Genomic DNA, 23,168 nt, shown 5'->3' on the forward strand with positions numbered 1-23,168 from the left:
TAAGAACAACTGTAAACCAACACATAAGGGAGGAGCGATTTAGAATGAGAAAATTCCAGAAAGTAACCGCATGTATCATGGCAGCAGCCCTGGCAGCTACCGGATGTTCCGGTGCAGGCGGCGCAAAGGCGCCTGCGGAGCCTGCCAAGACAGAAGCAGCCGGTACCCAGGCAGATTCCGGCACACAGGAGGATTCCGGCGCACAGGCAGCCGCTTCCGGTGAAGAGGAACCCGTGCTTGTGGTCTACACAGCCCGAAGCGAAGCCTTGAACAATGCGGTCATCCCCGAGTTTGAGAAGGATACCGGCATCAAGGTGGAGGTTGTGGTTGCCGGTACCGGCGAGCTGTTAAAGAGGGCCCAGTCCGAAAAGGATAATCCTCTGGGCGATATTTTCTGGGTTGCCGACCAGACCATGCTTTCTTCTTCCAAGGACCTGTTCATGGAATATGTTTCCCCGGAAGACAGCAACATGCTGGAGGCCTTCCGCAACAATACCGGATATTTCACACCGGCCTTTGCCGACCCCACTGTCATGATTGTAAATAAGGACTTAAAGGGCGACATGAAGATTGACGGCTTTGAGGACCTTCTGAATCCTGAATTAAAGGGCAAGATTGCATTCGGCGACCCGGTTAACTCCAGTTCCGCGTTCCAGTCACTGCTGGCCATGCTCTACGGCATGGGCAAGGACGGCGACCCGCTGTCAGACCAGGCATGGGACTATGTGGACCAGTTCATTGCCAACCTGGACGGCAAGATGTGCAACAGTTCCAGCCAGGTATACAAAGGCGTTGCCGAAGGCGAGTACGTGGTGGGCCTGACCTGGGAAGACCCGGCTGCCAACTATGTAAAGGAAGGCGCTGCCGTTGAAGTGGTATTCCCCAAGGAAGGGGCCATATTCCCCGGAGAATCCGTACAGATCCTAAAGGGCTGCAAACATCCTGAAAACGCCAAGAAGTTCGTGGATTACATGCTTTCTGAGAAAATCCAGAACGCAGTGGGTTCCAACCTGACCGTACGGCCTCTTAGAAAAGATGCCACATTGGCTGACTATATGACTCCACAGTCTGAGATTAAACTGTTTGACAATTACGATGAGGGATGGGTTGCAGAACATAAGGTGGAAATCACCAACCTATTCAGCGAACACATGGAGACTTCCATGGATTAATCAGACCATCACGTGCCGGACCTGCCTGTCACCTCTATGCTGAAGGCTCCGGCACGGACAAACAGAATAAGGACTGCCCTGCACCTGACCATTACCTGCATTGGAACCGTGTGATTGACCGCACAGTTCCAGCCGCCTCCCCCGGCGGGCAGTACCTGTCAGATACGGCAGTCCTTTTCTGTCCCCAAAAACAGGATATTGAAGGAGGATTTACAGGTATGAGTGTAGCAATCAGCATTGATAATGTAATCAAACGTTTTGGAAAGGATACCATCATAAACGGCCTGTCCCTGGATGTAAGGCCCGGCGAGTTCTTTACCCTTTTAGGCCCCTCGGGCTGCGGCAAGACCACGCTGCTGCGCATGATCATCGGCTTTAACACCATTGAAGGCGGCGAGATTAAGATTGACGGCAAGATCATCAACGACATCCCCACCAACAAGAGGAACATGGGCATGGTATTCCAGAACTATGCAATCTTCCCCCACATGTCGGTCCGGGACAATGTGGCATTCGGCCTTAAGAACAGGAAAATACCCCAGGACCAGATAGAGGCCCAGGTAGATGATATCCTGAAGGTAGTGAAGATAGACCATCTGAAGAAGAGGATGCCCACCAAGCTCTCCGGCGGCCAGCAGCAGCGCGTTGCCCTGGCAAGGGCCATTGTCATCCACCCGGAAGTCCTTCTCATGGATGAACCCCTCTCCAACCTGGACGCCAAGCTGCGAGTGGAAATGCGCAATGCCATCAAGCGGATCCAGCAGCAGGTGGGCATCACCACCCTCTATGTAACCCATGACCAGGAGGAGGCCCTGGCCGTGTCTGACCGGATTGCGGTGATGAACGGGGGCGTCATCCAGCAGATTGACACCCCAAAGAACATCTACCAGCGCCCGGCCAACCTTTTCGTATCCACCTTCATCGGGCTTTCCAACATCATGGACGGAACCGTCGACATGTCCCAGGGCGGCACACGGGTCAGGATCGGGGATTACTCAGTTGCCATGGATAACCTGGATGATGCGGTTTTCCAGGGCCAGCCCGTAAAGGTGTCGGTACGGCCTGAGGAGTTCATCATCAGCCGCAGCAGCCAGGAGGGCATACCGGCCATTGTGCGCAGCAGCGTATTCCTTGGGGTCACCACCCATTATTTTGTGGAGTCAGAGGACGGCAGGGAGATGGAGGTCATACAGAACTCCGATATCTGGGATATCATCCCGGACCACACCCCGGTGCGCCTGGGCGTACAGCCGGCCAAAATCAATGTATTTAACCAGGAAGGCACAAAGAGCCTTATTGTCAGGAGGGAGCACGCATGAGATATGCAGGAGAGAAAAAACTGAATATTTGGATTGTCATGGCACTGGGAATCCTGGCCTTATTTATTCTCTTCGTGGTCTATCCCCTGGTCCTGGTGCTTTATAAAAGCGTACTGTCCGAGGACGGACAGCTGAGCTTTGCCTATTTCACCAAATTCTTTGCAAGGAAATATTACTGGAGCACCCTGGTGGGCAGCTTTAAGGTGACCATCCTGTCCACTGTGGTGGCTGCCTTCCTGGGCCTGGTGATGGCTTATGTGCTGCGCAGCGTACGGATTAAGGGAAGCAAGTACCTGAACATACTGATTGTGATTTCCTATCTCTCACCGCCCTTTATCGGCGCCTACGCGTGGATCCAACTCCTGGGCAGGAACGGCTTCTTCACCAAGATCCTCAATGGGCTGTTCCATGTGAAGCTGGGAGGCATCTATGGGTTTGCAGGCATTGTGCTTGTATTCTCCCTCCAGTCCTTCCCCCTGGTATACATGTATATCTCGGGAGCCCTTAAGAACCTGGACAATTCCTTGAACGAGGCAGCGGAAAGCCTGGGCTGCACCGCATTCCAGCGGGTGATGCAGATAATCGTCCCCCTGGTAATGCCCACCATGCTGGCCAGCTCCCTGCTGGTATTCATGAGGGTGTTCTCTGACTTTGGTACCCCCATGCTCATCGGCGAAGGCTACAAGACGTTCCCGGTACTGATTTACAGCCAGTTCATGGGCGAGGTCAGCACGGACGACCACTTTGCGGCAGCGCTCTGCGTCATTGTCATCGTCATTACCCTGGTGCTCTTTTTCCTGCAGCGCTACCTTGGCAACCGTTTCACCTATTCCATGACAGCCCTAAAACCCATGGAGGCGGAAACATGTACCGGCGCCAGGAATATCCTGTCCCACCTGTTTGTCTACGCAGTGGTACTGGTTGCCATCCTGCCCCAGATCACGGTCATCATCACCTCCTTCCTGGCAACGGGCGGAGGCACGGTGTACACAGGCGGCTTTTCACTGGAGAACTACAGGAACACCTTATTTTCCAAGAACAACAACAGCGCGATTTTCAACACCTACCTGTTCGGCCTGTGCGCCATTGCCATTGTGGTGGTGCTGGGAATCCTGATTTCCTACCTGACTGTCAGGAAAAAATCCTTCCTCACAGGCATCCTGGATACGGTCACCATGTTCCCATACATCATCCCCGGATCCGTGCTGGGCATCTCCTTCCTGTATGCCTTTAACAACAAGCCCCTGCTGCTCAGCGGCACCGCGGTCATCATCATCATTTCCCTGTCCATACGCAGGATGCCCTACACCATCCGTTCCAGCACGGCCATCATCGGACAGATCAGCCCCAGTGTGGAGGAAGCTGCCATCAGCCTTGGATGTACGGAGACAAAATCCTTTGTCAAGGTAACGGTTCCCATGATGATGTCAGGCGTGCTCTCAGGGGCCATCATGAGCTGGATTACCCTGATCAGTGAACTGAGTTCCTCCATCATCCTTTATACCAGCAAGACCCAGACCCTGACCGTGGCCATCTACGCAGAGGTCATCCGCAGTAACTTCGGCAACGCGGCAGCCTATTCCACCATACTGACACTGACCAGTATTGTTTCCCTGTTAGTGTTCTTTAAGGTTACGGGAAGCAACGATATCAGCATTTAAACCATGATATGGCTGAAGGACCATCAGAAATATGATATAATCGGAATGTAAGCCAATATGGATCCATATTGGAACGAATCATTTATTTAGAGGAGGGGCCTCATGGCAGGAAGTAATCAATATAGGGATTATATCAAGAGGTCTTTCCTCAGGTTTGCATTTTCCATCATTGCCCTGCTCTTTGTGCTGGTGGGACTGTTCCTGTTCATCAATGTGCAGCTGATCAGCGCAGGAGGGAACAGGAAGAATAACGCACGGCTGGGCGCTGTCCTTGATAAGCAGGTTAAGGCTTATGAGGAAGGGCTTTTGCGGTTCGGGTCGGATTACAGGATTTTAGAGGCTTTAAAAGACAGGGACAGCGGACGGGTTACCGAGGTAAACCGTCTGCTGTATGACTTTTCCAACGCACAGTCCATACGGTGCAGCTTTGTGCTGACAGACAGCGGCGGGGAGATTGTCAGCTCCAACCTGTTTGAGGGAAACCGGGAAATCTTCCTTAACAGCACGGTATTCCAAAGCATGTTTGAGAAAATGGCCGCGGAGCCGGATAAGATTTTCACAATGCCCAGCAGGCTCAATTATGCCCATGGCCAGGCAGGCGACCTGGCGCTGGCACGGGCAGTATCCGGTCCGGACCGGGTGTATGGATACCTTTTCTTTGATTTGTCCGATGAACAGATTTACACGGCTGTCAGGGATTATCCGCTGGACGACGTAATCCTCACGGACCGGTATGATAACCTTATATTTTCCATCGGAAGACAGAGCGCCGACCCTATGGAGAAATATCCTGCGGGGAAGTACAGGATGGAGTGGCAGAAGGGGAACGTGGTCAAGGTGAACGGAAAACATTACCACGTGCAGAAAGAACTGCTGCCAGAGAGCACCCTGGTGCTCTATACCCTGGTATCCATGGAGTTCCAGCGCACCCTTGTCTCATATGGCATGATTTTCCTTCTCATCGTGGGCGTGCTGATGCTGATCATGATCACGCCCCTCTCGCTTCGGATTGCGGGAAAGAACCTGGAAGCCATTGATGAACTGCAGAACGCGGTGGCGGAAATGGGCCGCGGGAATATGGATTACAGGCTCCAGGGGCAGGTGTTTGATGAGTTTAAGGAGCTGGGGGACGCCTTCTTCAGCATGGTAACCCAGCGTGAGGAACTGATGCTGCATAACAGTGAATTGACGGAACGCAAGCGCATCATGGAAATCAAGCAGCTGGAGGAACAGTTTAACCCGCATTTTATTTTCAATGTGCTGGAAACCCTCCGCTATGAGATAGCCATTGATGCGGCCAAGGCATCTGATATGGTGATGGCATTCGCAAACCTGATGCGCTATAGCATTTATTATGGAAGCACCATTGTACCGCTGCAGACAGACATTGAATATATCAATGATTATCTGCTGCTTCAGAAAATGCGTTATAACCGGAGGCTGAACTATCATATAGATATACCGGAGGAGCTGATGGGCTGTAAGATACCAAAGCTCCTGCTCCAGCCCGTGGTGGAGAATTCCCTGGTCCACGGCATGAAGGATATCCGTTCCATTGCAATCAACATCAGCGCATGGAAGGAAAAGGGCCAGCTGAAGCTGTGTGTGGAGGACAACGGCAGCGGTATCCGTGAAGAAAAACTGGAGGAACTGAGGAAAGGGCTGGAACGGGAGGACGTATACAGGGAACACATTGGCCTTTATAACTCCCACCGGGTGGTCCGCCTGCTTTACGGGCCGGAATCCGGCATGACCATTGAGAGCAGCCCTGGCAATGGCACCAAGGTAACGGTCACCCTTCCGGCAGATATGGAGGAAATATAATGTATAAAGTCCTGATTGTGGAAGACGAAGATATCATACGCAAAGGCCTGATGTTCATGGTAAACTGGCAGGAGGCTGGCTGTGTGGTCGTGGGCGAGGGAGTGGACGGCCAGGACGGACTTGAAAAAATCAGGGAGAACCGGCCGGACATTGTGATTGTGGATATTAACATGCCGGTCAAGGACGGCCTTGCCATGCTGGAGGAAAGCATAGGCCAGTATGGATATGACGCCATCATTGTTTCCGGCTACAGCGAGTTTGAATACGCCAGGAAGGCCATTGGGCTGGGGGTAACGGAATACCTGCTGAAACCGGTTAATTTTAATGAACTGTACGATGCCCTGGATAAAATCATACGGAAGCAGACGGCCGCGGCCAGGCTGCGGGACGATATGAAGCAGATTGATATGGAAAAGAAAAAGCTGGGCATACTGGACGGGATTTCCTGTGACAAGGTAAAGGAAGGGAACCGGTACGTGGAATTCATGATGGATTACATAAAGGAACATTACTCCTCCCGGGTTTCCCTCACCGATGTCAGCGAACAGTGCGGCATGTCCTGCACCTATCTGGGCTCCAAGTTTAAAAGCGATACAGGCTACACCTTCAACGATTTCCTGAACCGCTACCGGATGCAGAAAGCGGTGGAGCTTCTGAAGGAAAATAAATACAAGGTCTACGAAATCGCAGACCTTGTGGGATTTTCCGATTATAAGTATTTTATCAAGGTGTTTAAGAAATACGTGGGCTGCTCCCCTGTGAAGTTCGTGGAGGGCGGCGCCTGCGAATAGGGGGATTCCTGCTTATCCCGCCCTGAAATCCTCACAGTAATTGGGGCGGTGGATATCCAGTATCATGGGCAGGTTCCTGTCACAGAACCGCTTATCCAGGGCTTCCATCCCAAATTCCAGCTTATACTCTATTTCTTCCCTGTAAACAGGCACCACCATGTAGAAGTTGATTTCCGTTCCATCCTCTGCCTGCATAGAGCCCATATCGCCGCCTGTCTGCACCAGCACCACCCCGCCCATCTCAGTTTCAGCACACAGGGGTCCGTATTCAGCCCCGTTGGGTATGGTGTGGCCCCAGCCCAGCCATGTATGGTACTCATGGGGGAACCTGGCCAGGTATTTAATCAGTCTGATGGGCCAGTACTCACTGTCCGGTATGTCGGAATCCAGCTGTCCGGTTTCTCCCGGATTCCACTCCCCCGGAAGGAACATGAACAGTTCCGCGTGCTTTAAATCCTCCCTGTCCGCGATCTCCTCGGGAAGGGTCATGGGCATGTCGCTCATGCCGGTGGTATACATCACATAATAGGGTCTTTCCTCTGTTGGCCGCATGATGTTCACATCAATGTGCACCAGGTCCGATATCAGTTCATGATAGACAAACTCCTCCCGGTTGGGAAACAGGGCCTTAAAATGCCCGCTGATTTCCTCTGCATATTCCCCGTATGCCTGGGGCGGACGCCACGCCTCATGTTCCGTTTCCTCATACCGGTATACCGGACTGCCTCCCTTTGTCACCTCACTGGCCTTTGGCCCTTTCTTTAACAGCTTGTCCAACAATCCCATCTCCGTCCTCCCGCTTCATCCTGTCTTCATAAAACTTCTGCTTCTTCATGTACATGTTCTTATCCGCCCTGCGGCAGGTGCTGAACAGGTCATTATCCGTATCCGCGTCATAAATGGCTGCTCCCCAGGCAAATGTAAGTCCCGGCATGAAAGCCAGTTTTTCAAACTCCTCCTCCAGCCTGCCGGCAAAACCCCTTATCCTCTCCTCACTGGCTCCCGGCATCACCACCACGAACTCATCCCCGCCAATGCGGTACATAATCCCATCCTCCGGCCCCATATTCAGATATGCCTGGGAAATACAGGTAATGTATCTGTCCCCTGTCTCATGCCCCATGGTGTCATTAATATGTTTCAGGCTGTTTAGGTCAATCAGGATGAAACCCGTGTCCTTTTCCTTCTTAGCCGCAATCCGGTTCTTCATATCCAGCTGGTAGGCATTCCTGTTCTTAAGCCTGGTCAGGTAGTCCATGTTGGACATATCCCTATAAAATGGATTGGAAATCCGTCGGAACAGATACCTGGACACCAGGCTGGCAGCCAGACTGAACAACAGGATGAATACCGGCAGCACACGCCGCAGGTTCTGGTATACCTGATACTGGTGGTCTGCCCGGAACTCAATCCCGACCACGCCGATGATTTCCTCCCCTTCATAAATCGGAAGGTAAGTGATGAAGATTTTCCCCCAGTCTGTTTTCTTAATCTTGTCCGGCAGTACACGTTCCCCATTTAACGCCCGCTGCATGTCCGGATAAATCTCCCGTTCAATGGGGTCGCCCGGATACCTGAAATCCGCATCCACAGGGTCCAGGCAGTCCACCACATAGACAAACTCCCCGGCATCGTTCATCTTGGCAGTGTACAGGTACATGACGCCCGTAATCTCCTTTACCCGCTGGAAGCGGTCATGCATCCTCTGGTAATCCTCCTTCTGCACATCCCCGGGACCGGATATATGCTTGAACGTATCCGTATCCATCCTTTCACCGATATAGGAATAGATATGTTCCGCCTGGTCGTTCAGGCTCCTGAGCATGTCATTGTACGTGATCCTGTACTGTACCATAAAAATAGAATAGGAAAGAATGGCCACAATGACCGCTGTAAATAACGATACCTGAACATCCACTCTCCGCCACAGCTCTGATTTCATATAAGACCATTCTCCTTCAGAAAATGTTATTCTCAGGGAGACCGCACGGATTCCCTGCATTTTCCAGTATTCCTACTGATATTATAACCGCAGTCCCCCTGTTTGTCTATGCGCGGTCCCCATCTTTTCCTTCCATATATACAGGCACCATCACCCTGACCACATAATCCTCATATCCCTTAACCGTCAGTTCATCCAACAGCAGGTCCTCATACCACATTTCCCCGGTAACCCGCCCAATTTCCCTGGAAAATCCTGTAATCCGTTCATAAGGCGCCTCCATATCCCAGGCATAACCCCGGTAATACATCTCCACATATTCACCGGCAGGGCGTTTCATGACCTTGGGGGAGGCCGCCCTCTTCTCAAGCTTTGTATAGACCTTTACGTATTTGTCAAACAATCCTTTTTCCAAATCCTCCTTCAGGCAGATGGAGCCCACCGCCCCCATGGCGCCGTGGTATTTTTCCTGCTCCCTTACATGCTCTGCAATCTCCACGGCTGTCCTGCGCTCATCCGAAGCCGTGATGTCGGATACCAGAAGGAACTCTTCCCTGTGCCCCACCAGCATGGGGACACCCAGGGGCACATTCAGGGCAGCGGTTATATTGTTCTTTTCATTGCGTATGAACCGCTTCATCTGTTTCAGGTGCTCAATCTCCCTGTCTATCTGCTTCTCCTTTTCATCCATCATTTTCATGAACCGTTCCGGCGAGCGGTTCTCAATGTATTCCTTGATTTCCTCCAGGGGCATGCCCAGCTTCTGCAGCGCCTTGATGACCTCGAACACATCCATCTGCCAGACAAAATAGTAACGGTATCCGTTCTCCTCCTTCAGCGCAGGTGATAAGAGGCCTATCTGGTCATAGTGGAACAGGGTGTGTTTCTTAACCCCCAGTATCCGTGCAAATTCCCCGGTTGTAAAATACAGTTCAGTGCGGTTTTCCATTTTTTCAATCTCCTCTTGACTATCGGGTAACCCTATACTATATGATAATACCTGCGGCTGAAATTTACAATAGAATCAGGAGTATTTTTATGAGTCATTCATTATCAAAAAAATTTACCTTCGGGTCTTTATTGATGTTTGCCATGCCAACCACCATCATGATGGTTGTCATGTCCCTGTACACCATCGTGGACGGCGTATTCGTCTCCAGGTATGTAAGCACCAATGCCCTGTCCTCCATTAATATCGTATATCCCATCATCAATATCGTGCTGGGCTTAAGCGTCATGCTCTCCACGGGAAGCAGCGCCATTGTTGCCAAAAAAATGGGTGAAGGCCGCCCTGACAGCGCCAGAGGGACCTTCACCATGATTATTATGTTAAATATTGCGGCCGGACTGGTCATTGCCATCCTGGGCAACCTGTTTGCCACGCCCCTGTCCCTGCTTTTAGGTTCCAGCGAAGTCCTCTTAAAGGACTGCGTCACCTATCTGCGATGGCAGCTGGCATTTGCCCCGGCCCTGATGCTCCAGATCCAGTTCCAGATGTATTTTGTCACCGAAGGGCGGCCGGGCATCGGCCTGTTCCTGACCCTTCTGGCCGGGGTGGCCAACGCTGTGCTTGACTATGTGCTGATCGTGCCCATGGGGCTTGGGATTGCAGGCGCGGCCATTGCCACGGTAACCGGTTACATGATACCGGCTGTCATTGGCCTTATTTATTTTTCATATGCAAGAAACTCCCTGTGGCTGGTACGTCCCCGCATGGAAAAGGGGGAGCTTAAGGACACCTGCATCAACGGTTCCTCAGAAATGGTGACCAACCTTTCATCCGGCATCATCACCTTCCTGTTCAACCTGGCCATGATGCATTTTGCAGGGGAGGACGGGGTTGCCGCCATCACCATCATCCAGTACTCCCAGTTCCTGCTGAACGCGCTGTTCATGGGCTTTTCCCAGGGCGTCTCACCGGTAATCAGCTTTAACTACGGAAGCAGGAACCAGGAACAGCTCAGGCAGGTGTTTAAGACCTCCCTTCTCTTTACCCTTGCGACCTCGGCAGCCACCTTCCTGCTGGCCCAGCTGGGCGGAAGCATTGTGGTGGGCATATTCGCGGAGCCCGGCAGCCCGGTCTACGGCCTGGCCCGCCATGGCTTTACCATATTTGCCTTCAGCTTCCTGTTCTCAGGCTTTACCATATTTGCATCCGCCCTGTTTACCGCGCTTTCGGACGGACGGATATCCGCCGTCATCTCCTTTGTGCGCACCTTTGGCCTTATCATCACAAGCCTTATGGTCCTGCCCTTCCTGATCGGGGTGGACGGCGTGTGGCTGGCGATTCCCATCGCGGAACTGGGCGGCCTGCTTTTAAGTATCCATTATATGAGGAAATACCGCAGCACCTACCACTATGCCTAATACTACATCCCCTTTATGAACTTGGTGGGCGACTTAAGCGTGTATTTCTTAAACACGGAGCAGAAGTGCTTATAATCCGTGAACCCGGTGGCCTCGGATATCTCGCTGATGCGGTACTGCCTTGTGTTCAGCATGGCAACCGCCTGCTGCACCCTGTATTTGTTCAGGAAATCCAGGAACGTCTGCTCCGTCACCTCCTTGAACTTCCTGCTGAGATAGCTGGCGCTGACCCCCAGTTCCTCCGAAATCCCCTCAATACTGATCTTCTCGGCAAAATGCTCCTTGATCTTCCCAATGGCCCTGGACACATACTGGTTCTCCGAAAGGTCCAGCTGCATGTAATACTCCAGGTTCATGGTCCCGCCCTCCAGCTCCGCCTGCTCCAGCGCGTGTTCCACCTGCCTGGCGCTGGCAATCTCCTCCTCCAGCCTTTTCATGATTCCTGCCAGCGCCTCCTCGTCCACAGGCTTTAGGATGTATTCACATACCCTGGCCTCAATGGCCCTCCTGGCATATTCAAAGTCAGCATAGCTGGTCAGGAGGATACTTTTGAATTTTACCTGCTTCGATGCCTTCTTAATCATTTCAATCCCATCCATGAACGGCATGCAGATATCCGTAATCACCACATCCGGGCGGCATTCCAGAATTTTTTCATATCCGTCCTTACCGTCCGACGCCTCTGCCACCACCACGCAGCCCATAGAAAGCCAGTCCGTGGTGTACACAAGGCCTTTTCGTATCATATCCTCATCTTCTGCAATCAAGACGCGCAGCATCCGTTTTCCTCCCTTTTTAAGCGCCCGGTCCCCATGACGGTTCCCGGTCAGCAGGCAGCGTCACCACCAGGGTGGTGCCATGCCCCTCCGTACTTCTGATTTCCACCCCGTAAGGCCGTCCATACAGGATTGCAATCCTCCGGTGTATGTTGTAAAGCCCTGAATGCCTGCTGGTATTCTCCTTCTGCTCCAGCACGGCGTTCAGCTCACTTAAGTTTTCCTGGGAAATCCCAACCCCGTCATCACGGCATATCATAATAAGATTTCCCTGGTAGATATATGCCTTCAGCTCCACCTTAAGGTTCAGCTGGCTGCCGAACCCGTATTTAACTGCGTTCTCAATCATGGGCTGGAGGACCAGCTTTGGTATCCTGCAGTCCATGGCCTCCGGCTCCACCTCAATCTGGTATTCCAGCCTGGAACCGAACCTGCGCTTAAGGATGGTCATGTAATTCTCCAGATGCTCCAGATCCTCCTTAAGGGTCACCTGGTCCTTGCTCCCGTCCAGGCTGTAGCGCAGGAGATTGGACAGGGAAAATACCATCCGCTCTGCCGTGGCCGGCTCCAGCCTGCACATGTACCGTATGTTTTCCAGGGTATTGTAAAGGAAATGGGGGTTGAACTGGGATTCCAGCTGTTTGTTCTGGGCCATGGCAACCAGCTCGGTCATCTTCCGGTTATTCTCCATCTGGGTTTTCAGGCTGGCGATTGTCTCATTATACGCATCCGCGATGATACGGAACTCATTCTCGCTGTCAATGCGGATGGAGGTCTCCAGGTTGCCGGTCCTGGCATTCTCCATCACATCCAGTATACGGTAAAAGTCCTCTGTCTTTTTTTCCGTCATCTTCCTGGACCGCAGCAGCATCCACAGGGTCATGAGGATCAGCGCCGTTATGACCAGGGCGCTGCTTAAGGACAGGGAGATCACAATGTTCTGGATGTCCGAGATGGAATAAACCTGGAACAACTGCCGGTAGGCCGGCTGCCTTGCCGCCAGGTACATCTGCCTGTCGTGGGACAAAAAGCGCCCTGCTCCTGAAAGGGCTCCCAGGACCTGGTTGCTTTTATTGACAAAATGATAGTTGCTGCACGCATAGACCCATCCATAGGAATCCGTGATGATGGTCTGCGTCTCCAGCCGGTCCAGCATCTTCTGCATCTGGCTGCTGGGAATGGAGCATACCACATATCCCACGGTCTGCCCCTCCGACTCCACGCTGCGTCCAAGGGCAACCGCGCCCTGCTGGCTCTTCCATCCGTCCACCAGCTTTACGGCTGTCTGCCCGGGCCATCTGTCCATGTGCCAGAATATGCCCCAGGAAGTCCCCTCCTTCACATCCAGATACTCAGGCCGGCCCGGCTGGCTGGACAGCAGGATATTCCTGTCCCGGTCCAGTATATAAAGGTTCCCTTTTATCTCCAGGCCATTGGTCATACCGTAAAACCCTTCAAATATCCCGGCCTTCCTCCTGGTGTCCAGGGTGCCTGTGAACAGGTCAGGCTGCCCGGCCAGACGGACCAGTCCCTCCTCGTAGCGTCCCAGGACCCGCTCCAGTTCCCCAGCCACATAACCGTTGTTGGATACGGTAATGCTCCTTCTCCCATGGATAAGGGCCACCATGAACACCACTCCGCAGAGCAGCGTGAATACCACGGCCGGAACAATGGCATAGTAGATGAACATGTGCTGGAGTTCGTCCCTGAAATACTTCTCTTTTTTCATCCGGCCCCTCCTTCATCCGCCACGGACCGGAAAATCCCGGCAAACCTCTCCAGCCACTGCTGCTTGTTCCTGTTCACCACCTCCAGGTCGTCATAGATAATGTGCAGGCCATCCTTATCTGGCAGATACTCCGGCTCATCCACGTCCTTGCGCACCGAACGGCGGTCCAGACGGTCCGCAATCATTGTCTGGGCATCCTTTCCAGTGACAAAATCCACAAACGCCTCAGCTTCTGCCAGGTGCCTGCTTCCCTTCACGATACAGACCACATCCGGAGTGGAAATGACGCCTTCCTTCATGTACACCAGCCTGACAGGCTCCCCGTCCGCCACATAGCGGGCCGCCCCTTCCTCAAAGGTAAGCCCCACCACGAACCGTCCCTCGGCCACTCCCTGGTACACATCCGCGGAGCCGCCAAGAAGGCAGCCGTTCAGGTTCCTTACAAACTGTTCCACATAATCCCAGCCCTCCTCCGGGTTTCCCTGTCCCATGGCGTAAAGCATATTGATCAGATGCTCATAAGCAGAGGATGAGGTGGACGGGTTACACATGGCAATCTTCCCCTTCAGCTCCGGCTTCAGCAGGTCCCCATATCCCTCCACCACCGTATCCCCAATCAGGTTGGTATTCACCATAAGGACGCTGGGCACGTCCGTGAACCGGCTTAAGTTGCCCTCCTGGTTCTTAAACTCATCCCTGACCATGTCCTCATTCTCATTCACATAAGGCTCAAACAGCTCCTGTCTGGGCATGGTGGTGGAAAGGGAGCCGCCCCAGAATATGTCGCAGGCCGGTTCCCTGTGCGCCTCCACCATGGATAGCAGTTCCCCGGTCCCCCCGGTCTGCACAAAGGTCTTCACCCCGGTCCTGCCCTCAAACTCAGACACAATGGGGTTTATAAACTCCAACGGATGAGGGCAGTAGATAACCAGCGCCTCATCCGTCTCACCGGCAGCCCCGGTCTCCCCGCTGCCCCCGCATCCTGGGAGACAGAGGGAAATACCTATGGCTGCCGCATATATGATCCAATTCTTTTTCATTTAGTTTCCAGTGCCTCCCGGCGTTCATTGGATGATGAATGTCCATATGCTTAATTGTATCAACCAGCTGAAAGAATGTAAACCCCCTTGGGGTCGAAATCCAGATACGCCTTCTCGCCCACCTCGTAAATCCTCCGGTTCACCGGATTATAATCCGTTATCTGAATCATCATGTTCCCCACCATGACCTCATAGTACTGGTAGGAACCCATGAAGGTGGAAAGGCTAACCGTTGCCTCCAAAAGCCCCTGTTCCGCCAGGGTGGCCCCCTCCGGGCGGATGACCAGGGTGGCGTCCGCGCCGGAATCTGCATGGGCAAAATTATTGACCTCCAGCTCCTGTCCCACCACGTCAATCACTGCTTTTTCACCGCTGACAGACTTCACCTTTGCGTCCAGGAAGTTGGCCTCGCCGATAAAGTCAGCCACAAACCTGGAGGAAGGATGGTAATAAATCTCCCTGGGCGTGCCAATCTGCTCCACCTTGCCCTGGCTCATGATGATGATCTTATCGGAAATGCTCATGGCCTCGGACTGGTCGTGGGTCACGTAGATGGCGGTAATCCCCACCTTCTGCTGGATTTTGCGGATTTCCGTCCGCATGGTCACGCGCAGCTTGGCGTCCAGGTTGCTCAAAGGCTCATCAAACAGCAGCACGCTTGGCTCAATCACCAGGGCCCTTGCCAGCGCCACACGCTGCTGCTGGCCGCCGGACAGCTGGTTGGTCATCCGGGACTCCATGCCTTCCATCTCCACCATCTTAAGTATGTTCATGACCCGCTCATGGATTTCCTCCTTGGGGAGCTTTCGTATCTTAAGGCCGTAGGCCACGTTGTCAAATACATTGATATGGGGCAGGAGGGCGTAGCTTTGGAATACCATGGCCGTATCCCTTTTATTAGGCGTCAGCGCATTGATGTTCTCATCCCCCAGGTAGATATCCCCCTCATCCGGGCTTTCAAACCCCGCAATCATGCGGAGCGTAGTGGTCTTGCCGCAGCCGGACGGGCCCAGCAGGGTCACGAAGGAACCCGGCTCAATATCCAGCGTGGTATCCTGCACCGCGTAAAACTCCTTCCCCGTCTTGGGGTCTGTATATATCTTGGAAATGTGGTCCAGACGGACACCCTTTTTCTGCTTTTCCATGTTATTATCCTCCTATTCCTCAGCCTTAATCTTCCTGCTGACACCAAAGAACTTCATCATTGTATCCATAAGCAGCACCGCGCCGTATGTAATGACAATCAATACGGTTGCGTACGCACAGGCCACCCCGTAGTTTCCTTTTTCCGCCTGCTCGTTTATCTGGCAGGTAATCAGCAGGAAGTCCGGTGTTACCAGCAGGATAATGGCGGAAATAGCCGTGATGCTCCGCACAAATGCCGTTACAAGGCCGCTGAAGAAAGAATCCTTAATCAGCGGAAGGGTTACGGTCATGAAAACCTTGGCCGAATTAGCCCCCATGTCATATGCGGATTCCTCAATGGACTTGTCAATCTGGCGCAGGGCTGAGATGCCGCTCCTGGTGCCGGTGGGAAGGCTCCGCACAATGAACACGATGATCAGGATAAGCCCGCTTCCGTAAAGGCTGCTCATGATTCCTGTGCCGAACAGCCCCCTTGCATAACCGCGGATGTATCCGATACCTAAAACCGTACCGGGAACCGCCATGGCCAGCATGGATACAAACTCAATGAATCCTTTGGCCTTGAACTTTTTCTTCACCACAAGGTAGGAAATCACCATGGATAAAAACGCGGTCAAAGGGGCTGCAATGGCTGAAAGCACAAAGGAATCCTTAAATGCCTTCAGTCCGCTGGTCTTGAACATGTACTGGAACCACTTAAGGCTCAGGCTGTAATCCCTGCCCCAGAGGGTGAACATGGCGCCGAACGGGACCATGATATACATTAACAGTACGAACGCAGCCACCAGCCCGCAGAATATGGTAAGGGGCACGGTCACGCTCTTATCCTCAATCAGCATCCTCATGCGGGAGGCCTTGCCGGTAAGGGTTGCGGCTGTCTTCTTCTCCAGATAATACTTCTGTATCAGGAACAGCACAACGGTCAGGGACAGAAGCACCACGGCCATGGCCGCTGCTCCCGTGGAATCATAGGCGCCTGTGACCTGCAGGTAGATTGTGGTTGCCAGGGTATCGTAGGAACCGCCGATTAGCATGGGGTTTGCAAAGTCCGCCACGGACTCGATGAAAGTAACCAGGAATGCATTGCCCAGGCCGGGAAGGAGAAGGGGGAAGGTGACGCTTGTAAATACCTTCCATCGGCTGGCACCCATATCCCTGGTGGCCTCCTCAAGGGACGGGTCTATGTTCTTTAAAAGCCCTTTTAACATCAGGTAACACACCGGGAAAAATGTCAGGGTCTGTACAATGGCGATTCCCTTAAGCCCGTATACATTGGAATCATAGATGCCCAAAAGGGACCTGGTAATGATTCCGCTGCGTCCAAACAGCATAATCATGGAAAGGGACAGTACAAAAGGCGGGGATACCACCGGAAGCATGGATACCAGCGCAAACAGCTTTTCAAGGATTTTTGTCCTAAGCTTTACATACACCTCCACATAAGCAAATAAAAGACCGATGGCAGTGGAGGTAAATCCGGTAATCAGACCCAGCACCACTGTATTTTTAAATGCTTTCTGGAACCGCTCCAGACTCAGTACCCGCTTAAACACATCCAGTGTGACACCGCCCTCCTCGGTGCGGAAGCTGTCCACCAGCAGCATCAGGAGAGGATACAGGATGAACAGTGCCAGGAAGATGAGCAGTACCACGATCATGCCCACCAGGATGGGGTCTGAGAAAAATTTCTTGCGCTCTAACTGCGCGCTTTGTTTTCTGGCCACGTAAAGGCCCCCCTTTCTATCCGGGCCCCCAAAAGGCGCCCCATTTCTATCCGGAACGCCCGGGCGCCCCGCTCTGCATAAGCATCAAAGGAGAAAATGCTGCGTAATGTACGTTCCGGCGCATTACGCAGCACTATCCTGTCAACCTATCCTATCTTATTGTAAATCCATGTCATGCCTTGGATTCCCTTCTTATTCCGTCAGGAAACGGCTGCTGTCCGCACTGTCTGCAGAACTTCCAAGGGCTTCAAAGAAATCTTCCACGTACTTGGCGCTGTTTTCCTTTGCATCCTCAAAATCATAATCAATGGTATTGTTCATGTCCAGTCCGAACCTGGTTGCTTCCTCAGGCTGGGTTGCGTTGCTCAGCACCAGGAACTGGTAGGAGCCGTTCTCTTTTGCATGATCCACACAGTCAGGAGACAGTGCATACTCAATCCACAGCTTGGCAGCGTTTGGATGGGTACAGCCATTGAAGATTGCGGTAGCGCCAACCTCAAAGGAGGTTCCGTCTTCCGGTACGATTAACTGGATATTGTCATATCCCTGAAGAATCTGGTAAATGCCGTCATGGAGAAAGCCGATACCGATGACGCACTCGCCCGGGCCTACCATCTTGGATGGGCCGGAACCGGACTTGGTGTACTGGGAAATATTCTTGTCCAGCTTCTTAAAGTATTCCATGGCCTCATCATGGCCCTTCATCTGAACCATGGTGTTGATGAGCAGCTTCGCTGTTCCTGCCGTATTGGGGTTGGACAGCATGATCAGTCCCTTATACTCTTCCTTTGTCAGGTCATCCCATGTCTTGGGCGCTTCCAGGCCTAAGCGGTCCAGTTCTTCCGTGTTCACCATGAAGCCCAGGATGCCTTTGTAGATTCCATACCAGCAGTCGGTGGGATCTTTGTATTTGTCACTAATCAGGTTCTTGGCATTAATTGCGTCATACTGCATCAGCAGTCCGTCTGCAACCGCCTCATTATAAGGGTCAGTGGTTCCGCCGAACCAAACATCGGCAGAAGGTTTTCCTGCCTCTTCAGAAATCTTGGTATAAACTTCTGAAGTGGAAAGTCTCTGATACTTTGTCTTGATTCCGTAGAGCTTTTCAAAGTTCTGGCATGCAGCTGACAGGTATTCCTCCTCACAGGAGCCGTATACGGTCAGTTCGCCCTCGGCCTTGGCTGCCTCTATCAGGGCGTCCATATCCCCTCCGGCTGCCTCTGCTGCCGTGGTATCCGCCGCCTCCTTGCTCTCCTCCCCCGCTGCCTCGGTTGCAGCCGTGGTGGCAGGAGCCGCCGTGGTGGTTGGATCTGCCGCCTTTCCACCGCCGCATGCGGTAAGGCTCAGTGCCATGGTACATGCTAACAATAGTGCCAGTCTTTTCTTCATAATAAAACCCCTCCTATCTTTTCTGGTGATTCCATCATAGCAGAAAACAAGGTGGGGGAAAACCGTGATTTAAGTAATTTTGTCGTGATTTCTGAACTTGTGGTCAATTTTTTTATTAATTATACACAATCGCATGACAGTGAAACGTTCCCCACAGAACACACCGCCCCTGTTTTCTTCAACCTTATTCCTTCCTAAAGAAACCCTCTTGACTATCGGGTTACCCTATAGGGTACAATAATACGGTTATCCAGGGTAATGATACCTTCATACCACCCAAATCCAAAGGAGAGTGTTCAGATGCATCTGATTCTACATTATTTAAAACGCTATAAAATTTACGTATTCTTCAACCTCCTGGCCATCCTGGGATTTGCCACGGCAGAGCTTGGCATTCCCACCATCGTTTCCCGTATGATTGACAACGGCATCATATTAAATGACCGCGCTTACATCTACAAAATGGGAGCAGCCATCCTGGCCGTGGCTGTTGCCGGAGGCATTGGGAACGTGCTGCTGGCCTACTGCAGTTCCCTGGTCAGTTCCCGGGTGACCAGGGATATCCGCAATGATATCTTCCGCAAGGCCCAGGAGTTTTCCCACACCGAATACAACAAGTTCGGCATATCCAGCATGATAACAAGGACCACCAATGACGCATTCATCCTGATGCAGTTCATCAACATCATCCTGCGCACCGCCCTGCTGACCCCGATCATGATCATCATCAGCATGTTCATGGTCATCCGCACCAGCATGACCCTGTCCATGGTCATCGGAGGCTGTGTGCCCATTATCTGCCTTGGGGTATATCTGATAGCCAGGACCAGCAACCCGATCAGCACCCGGCAGCAGAAGGGACTGGATAAGTTAAACAGGATTACCAGGGAGAACCTGACCGGGGTCAGGGTCATCCGGGCATTCTGTAAGGATGAATATGAAACAGAACGGTTTGACCAGGCCAACGAAGATTACGCAGCCAATGCAAAAAAGCTGTTCAAACTCATGTCCGTGACACAGCCATCCTTTTTCCTGCTCTTAAACCTGGCTGTTTCCATTGTCTTTGTCCTGTCCAGCAGGCTGATTGACATGGGAAGCCTTCAGGTGGGCAACCTGGTTGCGTTCCAGGAATACATGTTCCACGCCATGTTCTCCATGATGATGTTCTCCCTGGTGTTCGTCATGTATCCCAGGGCTGAAATCAGCGCCAGGAGAATCAAGGAACTATTAGATGAGGAGCCCCTTATACAGAACCCCAGGAATCCGGTCACTGCGGGCGATGGCAGCGGCACCCTGGTATTTGATCACGTGTCCTTCCAGTATCCGGACGGAGAGGCGCCGGTCCTCCGGGATATCACCTTTGAGGCCAGGCGGGGGGATACCATTGCCTTCATCGGCAGCACGGGAAGCGGAAAAAGCACCCTGATTAACCTGATTCCCAGGTTTTATGACATCAGTTCCGGCAGCATCCGCATCGACAATGTGGATGTGCGCAGATATGACCTGAAGGCGCTGCGGGAAAAAATCGGCTTCATCCCCCAGAAGGCGCTGCTGTTCACAGGAAGCATCAATGAAAATATCCGCTATGGTAAGCACAATGCAGTCCAGACCGAGGTGGAGCACTCTGCCAAGGTGGCCCAGGCCTATGATTTCATCACGGAAAAGCCCAAACAGTTTGAAGAAATGATTGAAGAAGGCGGCGGCAACGTATCCGGCGGACAGCGCCAGAGACTCAGCATTGCCCGGGCCGTTGTGCGCAAGCCTGATATCTATATTTTTGACGATTCATTTTCCGCCCTGGACTTTAAAACAGATGCCAATCTGAGAAAACAGCTGAAATACGAGACAAAAGATGCCATAACCCTGATTGTGGCTCAAAGGGTCACATCCATCATGGATGCAACCAGGATCATTGTGCTGAATGAAGGCGCGGTGGTTGGGATCGGGACACACAGGGAACTGCTTAAAACCTGCAGTATTTACCATGAAATTGCCTTAAGCCAGCTGTCAGAGGAGGAATTAGCATGAAAATGAACACCACAGGAATGAGGCGCCTGATCCCATACCTGAAAAAATACCGTTTTAAGATAACCGGGGCCATCCTGCTGATTGTGGCGGCCTCATGTCTCATAGCATTAAGTCCTACCCTGGAAGGAATGATAACCACCCAGCTGTTCCAGGATGTGACAGCTGGACACGGGGTGGATTTCACAGTCATATACAGGATCGTGGCAACCCTGCTGCTTGTTTATGTGACAGGGGCCATCTGCAACTGCTCCTACCAGTTCCTCTTAACCGACGCCATCCAGAGCGCCATGGTGGACTTGAGGAACGATGTGGAGAGCAAGATCAGACGCCTGCCCATCGCCTATTTTGACCAGCATCCCCTGGGGGATACCATGAGCCGTGTCACCAACGACATGGAAACCATATCCAATGCCCTGCAGCAAAGCTTTGCCCAGATACTTAACGCCATCTTAGGACTGACCCTGGCCGTTGCCATGATGTTCTCCATCCAGTGGAAGATGGCCCTGGCCTCCATGCTAATCATCATTGGCTCCGTGGTCATTTCCAAGATGATTGTAAAAAAATCCCAGCCTCTGTTCGAAAAGCAGCAGAGCTCCCTGGGCAGCCTAAGCGGCGTAGTCCAGGAAAGCTTTACCGGATTTAATGAAATCAAGCTGTTCGGCAAACAGGAGGACGCCCTGGCCGACTTCATGGCCGCCAACAGCGAACTCTGCCAGAACGGGTTCAAGGCCCAGTTCATCAGCGGCCTCATGTCTCCCCTGGTATCCTTCATCACCTATGTGGGTATTGGCTGTATTGCCATCATGGGCGCGCTGTACGCCTTGTCCGGGGTCATTGCCGTTGGACAGCTGCAGGCTTTTATCCGTTATATCTGGCAGGTAAACCAGCCATTGTCCCAGATGACACAGCTGTCATCCGCCCTCCAGTCCTCTGCCGCCGCCGTGCACAGGGTATTTGAATTCTTAAACGAGGAGGAAGAGCCGGAGGATGAACGCTGTCAGGCAGCGCCGGAACATGTGGAAGGAAACGTGACATTTGAAAATGTACACTTTTCCTACACACCGGAGAAACCGCTGCTCCAGGGCCTGAACGCCCGGGTGGAAAGCGGGCAGATGGTTGCCATCGTAGGACCTACCGGAGTGGGAAAGACCACCCTGATTAACCTGCTGATGCGCTTCTATGACGTGACTGGGGGCGCCATCCTCATAGACGGCATTGACATCCGCCATATGAAACGGAAGGACCTGCGCTCCAAATTCGGCATGGTGCTTCAGGATACCTGGCTGTTCAAAGGAACCATCCGGGACAACATTGCCTACGGCAAGGACGATGCCACGGACGCCGATGTCATCCGGGCAGCCAAGATTGCCAATGTCCACCACTTCATCAAGACGCTGCCGGAAGGTTATGACATGATATTAAATGAGGAATCCAGCAACATTTCCCAGGGCGAAAAACAGCTTTTAACCATTGCCCGGGCCGTGCTGTGCGATCCGCCGATCCTTATCCTGGACGAGGCAACCAGCTCGGTTGACACCCGGTTGGAACACATGCTTCAGGACGCCATGCAGAATATCATGAAGGGGCGCACCTCCTTTGTGATTGCCCACCGCCTATCCACCATCCGCAATGCGGATTTAATCCTTGTGATGCGTGACGGCAATATCGTGGAACAGGGAACCCATGAAGAACTGCTTGTGAAAAAGGGGTATTATGAACAGCTGTACCATGCGCAGTTTGCAGAGGTGTGATTGGGGAGGACGGTGTGCCAGCGGATGGCATATCCGCGGGCGGCAGGTAAGCAGATGGCGTGGCGGCGGACAACACATCGGTAGATAACACATTAGTAAATAACACATTGCTAACTTAGTATGATTCCTGATATTGTATACAGGTACTTCTGACAGAATAATTAATGAAAAATGCAGGAAGAAATGATACCTCTTCCTGCATTTTTTTATACTATATTAATACATCCATCCCCCATCACTATGACACATTCATCTGCACCGTCTCCCCCTGTACCTCTTCTGCCTCCTGGGTTTCCTCCTCAGGAAGGATCAGGTTCAGGGTCACGGCAGTGATGGTAGCTATCACAACCGCTGATTCCCCGAATATGGTCTTTGCCCAATCAGGGAACAGGACCAGACAGCCGTTGGCCTGGATTACGCCGATTCCCAGCCGCTCTGTTCAAGGGATTGATTGATAATTCATTCCCGCCATCTGACGGAAAGCAATTTTCAAACACACCCTAGTACCT

At 52.4% G+C, this 23,168-nt stretch carries 17 protein-coding genes; 8 read left to right on the forward strand and 9 right to left on the reverse strand.

The genetic code is table 11. The features are described from left to right. Positions 1 to 44 precede the first annotated feature (44 nt). From DWX59_RS24205 to DWX59_RS24225, 5 genes are all read left to right on the forward strand, one after another. Entirely contained in the window at positions 45 to 1,172 is a 1,128-nt protein-coding gene (locus DWX59_RS24205) for an ABC transporter substrate-binding protein (protein WP_117562378.1), read from the forward strand. Positions 1,173 to 1,390: 218 nt separating this feature from the next. Beyond that, complete coding sequence (locus tag DWX59_RS24210; protein ID WP_117562380.1) at positions 1,391 to 2,491, forward strand: ABC transporter ATP-binding protein; 1,101 nt, start codon at positions 1,391 to 1,393, stop codon at positions 2,489 to 2,491. After that, entirely contained in the window at positions 2,488 to 4,152 is a 1,665-nt protein-coding gene (locus DWX59_RS24215; RefSeq protein WP_117562382.1) for an ABC transporter permease, read from the forward strand. Before DWX59_RS24210 ends, DWX59_RS24215 begins: the two co-directional genes overlap by 4 nt. A gap of 102 nt (positions 4,153 to 4,254) precedes the next feature. Continuing rightward, positions 4,255 to 5,976 (forward strand): sensor histidine kinase, encoded by a 1,722-nt coding sequence (locus DWX59_RS24220; RefSeq protein WP_117562384.1) that lies wholly within the window; start codon positions 4,255 to 4,257, stop codon positions 5,974 to 5,976. Next, positions 5,976 to 6,767: a response regulator transcription factor gene (locus DWX59_RS24225; protein ID WP_117562386.1), complete on the forward strand. Its 792-nt coding sequence runs from the start codon at positions 5,976 to 5,978 to the stop codon at positions 6,765 to 6,767. The genes DWX59_RS24220 and DWX59_RS24225 overlap by 1 nt, the downstream gene beginning before the upstream one ends. Before the next feature lie 12 nt (positions 6,768 to 6,779). Here DWX59_RS24225 and DWX59_RS24230 read toward each other — a convergent pair whose 3' ends face one another. The 3 genes from DWX59_RS24230 to DWX59_RS24240 form a co-directional block, all read right to left on the reverse strand. Then, positions 6,780 to 7,553, reverse strand: coding sequence for a suppressor of fused domain protein (locus DWX59_RS24230; protein ID WP_117562389.1), 774 nt, complete (start codon positions 7,551 to 7,553; stop codon positions 6,780 to 6,782). Then, complete coding sequence (locus DWX59_RS24235) at positions 7,507 to 8,709, reverse strand: GGDEF domain-containing protein (protein ID WP_117562418.1); 1,203 nt, start codon at positions 8,707 to 8,709, stop codon at positions 7,507 to 7,509. The genes DWX59_RS24230 and DWX59_RS24235 overlap by 47 nt, the downstream gene beginning before the upstream one ends. A gap of 106 nt (positions 8,710 to 8,815) precedes the next feature. Then, positions 8,816 to 9,658 carry a MerR family transcriptional regulator gene (locus DWX59_RS24240; protein ID WP_117562391.1) on the reverse strand — a complete coding sequence of 281 codons (843 nt, stop codon included), beginning with the start codon at positions 9,656 to 9,658 and terminating at the stop codon, positions 8,816 to 8,818. Positions 9,659 to 9,747: 89 nt separating this feature from the next. Between DWX59_RS24240 and DWX59_RS24245 the strand changes: the two genes are divergently transcribed. After that, complete coding sequence (locus DWX59_RS24245) at positions 9,748 to 11,076, forward strand: MATE family efflux transporter (protein WP_117562393.1); 1,329 nt, start codon at positions 9,748 to 9,750, stop codon at positions 11,074 to 11,076. A 2-nt stretch (positions 11,077 to 11,078) separates the two neighbouring features. On the opposite strand, the gene DWX59_RS24250 is transcribed toward DWX59_RS24245, so the two are convergent. The 6 genes from DWX59_RS24250 to DWX59_RS24275 all read right to left on the reverse strand — a co-directional run bounded on the left by DWX59_RS24250 (position 11,079) and on the right by DWX59_RS24275 (position 18,880). Beyond that, positions 11,079 to 11,855: a response regulator transcription factor gene (locus DWX59_RS24250; protein ID WP_117562395.1), complete on the reverse strand. Its 777-nt coding sequence runs from the start codon at positions 11,853 to 11,855 to the stop codon at positions 11,079 to 11,081. A 16-nt stretch (positions 11,856 to 11,871) separates the two neighbouring features. Beyond that, positions 11,872 to 13,581 carry a sensor histidine kinase gene (locus tag DWX59_RS24255; protein ID WP_117562397.1) on the reverse strand — a complete coding sequence of 570 codons (1,710 nt, stop codon included), beginning with the start codon at positions 13,579 to 13,581 and terminating at the stop codon, positions 11,872 to 11,874. Continuing rightward, positions 13,578 to 14,621 carry an extracellular solute-binding protein gene (locus tag DWX59_RS24260; protein ID WP_117562400.1) on the reverse strand — a complete coding sequence of 348 codons (1,044 nt, stop codon included), beginning with the start codon at positions 14,619 to 14,621 and terminating at the stop codon, positions 13,578 to 13,580. Before DWX59_RS24260 ends, DWX59_RS24255 begins: the two co-directional genes overlap by 4 nt. A 59-nt stretch (positions 14,622 to 14,680) precedes the next feature. Next, complete coding sequence (locus DWX59_RS24265) at positions 14,681 to 15,766, reverse strand: ABC transporter ATP-binding protein (protein ID WP_117562402.1); 1,086 nt, start codon at positions 15,764 to 15,766, stop codon at positions 14,681 to 14,683. 12 nt (positions 15,767 to 15,778) lie between these two features. Continuing rightward, a complete protein-coding gene (locus DWX59_RS24270) occupies positions 15,779 to 17,491 on the reverse strand; it encodes an ABC transporter permease (protein ID WP_117562404.1) in 1,713 nt (570 codons plus the stop codon). Positions 17,492 to 17,683: 192 nt separating this feature from the next. Further along, positions 17,684 to 18,880, reverse strand: a complete 1,197-nt coding sequence (locus DWX59_RS24275) for an ABC transporter substrate-binding protein (RefSeq protein WP_117562406.1) — start codon at positions 18,878 to 18,880, stop codon at positions 17,684 to 17,686. A gap of 300 nt (positions 18,881 to 19,180) precedes the next feature. Here DWX59_RS24275 and DWX59_RS24280 point away from each other — a divergent pair, with 300 nt between their 5' ends. Next, positions 19,181 to 20,908, forward strand: coding sequence for an ABC transporter ATP-binding protein (locus tag DWX59_RS24280; protein WP_117562408.1), 1,728 nt, complete (start codon positions 19,181 to 19,183; stop codon positions 20,906 to 20,908). After that, on the forward strand, positions 20,905 to 22,659 hold the full coding sequence (locus tag DWX59_RS24285) for an ABC transporter ATP-binding protein (RefSeq protein WP_117562410.1): 1,755 nt from the start codon (positions 20,905 to 20,907) through the stop codon (positions 22,657 to 22,659). The genes DWX59_RS24280 and DWX59_RS24285 overlap by 4 nt, the downstream gene beginning before the upstream one ends. The last annotated feature ends 509 nt before the right edge of the window (positions 22,660 to 23,168 follow it).

This window comes from Enterocloster aldenensis (assembly GCF_003434055.1).
Classification (GTDB): domain Bacteria; phylum Bacillota; class Clostridia; order Lachnospirales; family Lachnospiraceae; genus Enterocloster; species Enterocloster aldenensis.